Source organism: Thermoanaerobaculia bacterium, assembly GCA_035260525.1.
Taxonomy (GTDB): Bacteria; Acidobacteriota; Thermoanaerobaculia; order UBA5066; family DATFVB01; genus DATFVB01.
Map to the genome: position 1 here is coordinate 1 of DATFVB010000151.1, position 4,220 is coordinate 4,220.

The window sequence follows — 4,220 nt, forward strand, 5'->3', positions numbered from 1 at the left end:
GCGCGCGACTGTGGAGATGATCGCGCAGCCGGCGAAGGTCGCGGGACGGAGGAGGCGAGCGGGATCGCGGGTCCTGTCACGCGGCCGCCCACACGAAGCCGCGAACGGAGTGAGCTGCAAGATCCCCCTCCCCCGACGGGGGAGGGTGGCCGCCGCCGGCGGCCGGGTGAGGGTGACCGAAGGTCCGGGACCGACCGGCGCGCGGTGCGGACAGGGTTACGAGAACGGTGCGCGGCGGTCGGATCCTCGGCGGGAGTCGTGCCGCGCCACCCGCGCCGCTCGCGACGGGAGGTCGCGACCTTCGGGCAGACGCTCGCCGGGGAGTCTGAAGGAGGCGCGCACGAGCGTGCGCGCGACATCGTGAGGTTCTTCCGTCGGGCGGACCCGGGAGACCCGGTTCCGGTGCGGATCCACGTCGGCGCGGGACAAAGGCATCTCGACGGATGGATCAACGTCGACAACCAGGCGCTGCCCGGGGTCGACCGGGTCGTCGACGTGCGCCAGGGGTTGCCGTTCTCCAACGCCTCGGCGATCTACGCCGAACACTTCCTCGAGCATCTCGCGCTCGACGACGGTCTCGCGTTCCTGCGTGCCTGCCGCTCCGTCCTCCGACCCGACGGAATCCTTCGCCTCTCGACGCCCAACCTCACCTGGGTGCTCTCGACGCACTACCGGCTCGACGATTCCCTCCCCGCTGACCAGGGGCTCTTCGACTGTCTTCGGACCAACCGCGCGTTCCACGGTTGGGGGCACCAGTTCCTCTACAACCGCTCGACCCTCGCGATGGCTCTCCGCGCGTGCGGGTTCGCCGAGGTCTCTTTCCACGCGTACGGCGAGAGCCCGCACCCGGAGCTTCGGGGTCTCGAGGGGCACGAGAAGTCCGACGACGTGCCGGATCTGCCCCATGTCCTCGTCGCCGAAGCCGAGGGCGTCGCCGATTCTCCGGCTCCGCTTCCCGAAGACTGGCTCTCCGAGTTCCGGCGGGACCTGAAAGCGCGGTAGCCGACGCCCCGCGGGGCCCGGTAGCCCTCAGTCGAGCTTCGCCCTCCGCAGCCGCAGCGAGTTCCCGATCACGGAAACGGACGAGAAGCTCATCGCGGCCGACGCGATCATCGGCGAAAGCAGCAGACCGAAGAACGGATAGAGGACACCCGCGGCGAGCGGGATGCCGACGGCGTTGTAGACGAAGGCGAAGAAGAGGTTCTGCCGGATGTTCCGCATGACGGCGCGGGAGAGCTTCACGGCGCGCACGATCCCGCGCAGGTCTCCCTGGACGAGCGTGATCCCCGCGCTCTCGATCGCGATGTCCGTCCCGGTCCCCATCGCGATCGAGACGTCGGCCTGCGCGAGCGCCGGCGCGTCGTTGATTCCGTCTCCCGCCATCGCGACGCGCTTTCCCTCCCGCTGGAGGCGAAGGACCGCTTCCCGCTTGGCATCCGGGAGGACGCCGGCTTCGACCGAGTCGATCCCGGCCCGCCGCGCCGCGGCCTCCGCCGCGGGACGGGTGTCTCCCGTCAGCAGTCGGACGGTGAAACCGGCGCGGTGGAGCTCCGCGACCGCCTCGGCCGCCGTCGCCTTGAGCGGATCGGCGACGGAGACGATTCCGGCCGGCCGCCCGTCGACCGCGACGAGGAGCACGGTCTCGGCCTCGCGCTCCCGCGGCGCGGCGAGCGGCTCGAGCGGCGCGGCGTCGACGCCGGAGTCCGCCAGCAGCGCGCGGTTTCCGACCGTGAGCCGCCGTCCCCCGACCTCTCCCTCGACCCCCTTGCCGGTCACGGAGCGGAAGTCCTTCGATTCGGCCGCCGGGAGGCCGCGGCGTTCGGCCTCGGCGACGAGCGCGGCGGCCAGGGGATGCTCGCTCGCGCGCTCGAGACTCGCGGCGAGCCGGAGGATCTCGTCCGCCGCGAAGCCGGGAAGAGGCTCGACCGCGGAGACGCGCGGTTTCCCTTCGGTGAGCGTGCCGGTCTTGTCGAGGACGATCGTGTCCGCCTTTCCGAGGGTCTCGAGCGCGGCCGCGTCGCGCACGAGGACGCCGGCGCCGGCTCCCCGCCCGGTTCCGACCATGATCGCCATCGGCGTCGCGAGACCGAGCGCGCAGGGGCACGCGATGATCAGGACCGCGACGGCGTTGACGAGCGCGTAGGCGAAACGCGGCTCCGGCCCGAGAACGCTCCAGACGGCGAACGTCGCGGCGGCGGCGAGCACGACTCCGGGCACGAACCACCCCGAGACGCGGTCGGCGATCCGCTGAATGGGCGCGCGGCTCCGCTGCGCGGAGACGACGGACCGGACGATCCGGGCGAGCAGCGTCTCTCCGCCGATGCGCTCCGCCCGCATGACGATTCCTCCCGTGCCGTTGATCGTCCCGGTCCGCACTTCGTCCCCGGCGTTCTTCTCGACGGGCAGCGGTTCGCCCGTGAGCATCGATTCGTCGACTGCCGTCTTTCCCTCGAGGACGACGCCGTCGGCGGGCACGCGTTCCCCGGGGCGCACGCGCAGCCGGTCGCCCTTCGCGATCGCGTCGAGCGGGACGTCCTCTTCGCCGCCGTCCGGCCGCATCCGCCGGGCCGTTTTCGGCGCGAGGCCGAGGAGCGCCCGGATCGCGCCGGTCGTCTTCGACCTCGCGGAGAGCTCGAGGACCTGGCCGAGGAGCACGAGCGTCGTGATGACCGCGGCCGGCTCGAAGTAGAGAGGAAGACGCCCGTGCTCGCGGAACGAATCGGGGAAGACGCCGGGCGCCAGCAGCGCGGCGACACTGTCGAGGTACGCGGCGCCGGTTCCGATCCCGATCAGCGTGAACATGTTGAGCGAGCGGTTCACGACCGAGCGCCACGCGCGCGCGAAGAAAGGCGCGCCTCCCCAGAGGACGACGGGGCTCGCGAGGACGAACTGGAGCCATCCCGGGCCGACGTGCGCCATCGAGAGAACGAGAAGGGGCGCGGTGAGGACGAGCGAGACCCAGAACCGGCGCGACATCGATACGAGCTCGGGGTCCTTCGTCTCTTCGGCGGTGACCTCGACCGGCTCGAGCGCCATGCCGCAGATCGGACAGCTTCCCGGGCCCTTCTGCCGGATTTCCGGGTGCATCGGGCAGGTGTACGTCTCCGCGTCCGCGTTCGACGGCGGCCGCCGAGACGAAACCTCACCCCCCCTCTCCGGGTGGAGAGGAGGGACGGGAGCCTCTGTCGACCCGAGGTACCGATTCGGATCTGCGCGAAACGCTCCGGCGCACTCCGGCCGGCAGAAGAAATACGTCTTTCCCTCGTGCGTCACGGTCGCCGCGGCCCGCGCCGGGTCGACCGTCATCCCGCAGACGGGGTCGCGCTCGCCCGCGGGCGCCGCGACCGGCATCGAGGGGAGGGCGCTCTTCATCGGCATGGGATGCATCGGCACCCGGGGAGCGCCGGGAGCGAGGAATCGCTCCGGGTCCGCCCGGAACTTCTCGGCGCAGCCGGGACTGCAGAAGAAGAATTCCTTGCCGCCGTGCGCCACGCGCGCGGCGGCGCGTTCGGTGTCCACCGTCATGCCGCACACCGGGTCGATCGCCTGGCTCATCGAGCCCTCCTTTGCCGCCGGGGCGACGCCAGGCGCTCCAGCAGGTCCGCCAGCCCGTCCGCGGCTTCCGGCCGAAGAGCGTAATAGGTCATCCGTCCCTCCGGCCGGTCGACGAGGAGGCCGGCCCTCTTCAACGTCTTCAGGTGGAACGACAGGCGCGACTGCGCGGCGCCGAGCTCCTCGGAGAGATCGCAGACGCAGCGCTCCCCGCGCGCGAGCCGTGAGAGGATCGCCAGCCGCGTCGGATCGGCGAGCGCGCGGGCGGTCGCGGCGGCGGCGGCGAATCGGTCCTGACTCATCGACATCCATGGATGATATCAAGAGTCGTTGATATATTCTCTCTCCCTCGTACGCGGCACGGGCCGATGCCCCGAGCGATCGTGCGGGATACCCTCACCTGCCCGCCTCTGGCGAGCCTCCTCTCCCCGGGGGGGATGACGCGGCGCGGCACGATTTCCGCCGAGGAGCCGGCCGCCGCGCACGGTTCTCGTAGCCCCTCCGCAGCGTGCGCCGGCCCGGCCGAGAGGGCGTCCGCGCGACAGGACCCGCCAAAGCCGGCTCGCCTCCTCTGTCCCGCAACCTTCGCCGGCTGCGCGATCATCTCCACAGTCGCGCGCACGCTCGTGCGCGCCTCCGCCAAAGACCCCTTGGCGAGCGTCTGCCCG

3 protein-coding genes are annotated in these 4,220 nt (G+C 71.6%); 1 reads left to right on the forward strand and 2 read right to left on the reverse strand.

The annotated features are described in order from the left end of the window. The first annotated feature begins 258 nt into the window (after positions 1 to 258). Complete coding sequence (locus tag VKH46_07030; protein HKB70584.1) at positions 259 to 1,002, forward strand: hypothetical protein; 744 nt, start codon at positions 259 to 261, stop codon at positions 1,000 to 1,002. A gap of 27 nt (positions 1,003 to 1,029) precedes the next feature. On the opposite strand, the gene VKH46_07035 is transcribed toward VKH46_07030, so the two are convergent. Further along, the gene (locus VKH46_07035; GenBank protein HKB70585.1) at positions 1,030 to 3,555 is read right to left on the reverse strand and encodes a heavy metal translocating P-type ATPase; all 2,526 of its coding nucleotides are present in this window, start codon (positions 3,553 to 3,555) and stop codon (positions 1,030 to 1,032) included. Next, positions 3,552 to 3,854, reverse strand: coding sequence for a metalloregulator ArsR/SmtB family transcription factor (locus VKH46_07040; GenBank protein HKB70586.1), 303 nt, complete (start codon positions 3,852 to 3,854; stop codon positions 3,552 to 3,554). The genes VKH46_07035 and VKH46_07040 overlap by 4 nt, the downstream gene beginning before the upstream one ends. Between the last annotated feature and the right edge of the window lie 366 nt (positions 3,855 to 4,220).

Coding starts and splice junctions, on each gene's coding strand:
- VKH46_07035 (HKB70585.1), bottom strand. CDS start 3,555: ATGAGCCAGGCGATCGACCCGGTGTGCGGCATGACGGTGGACACCGAA.
- VKH46_07040 (HKB70586.1), bottom strand. CDS start 3,854: ATGAGTCAGGACCGATTCGCCGCCGCCGCCGCGACCGCCCGCGCGCTC.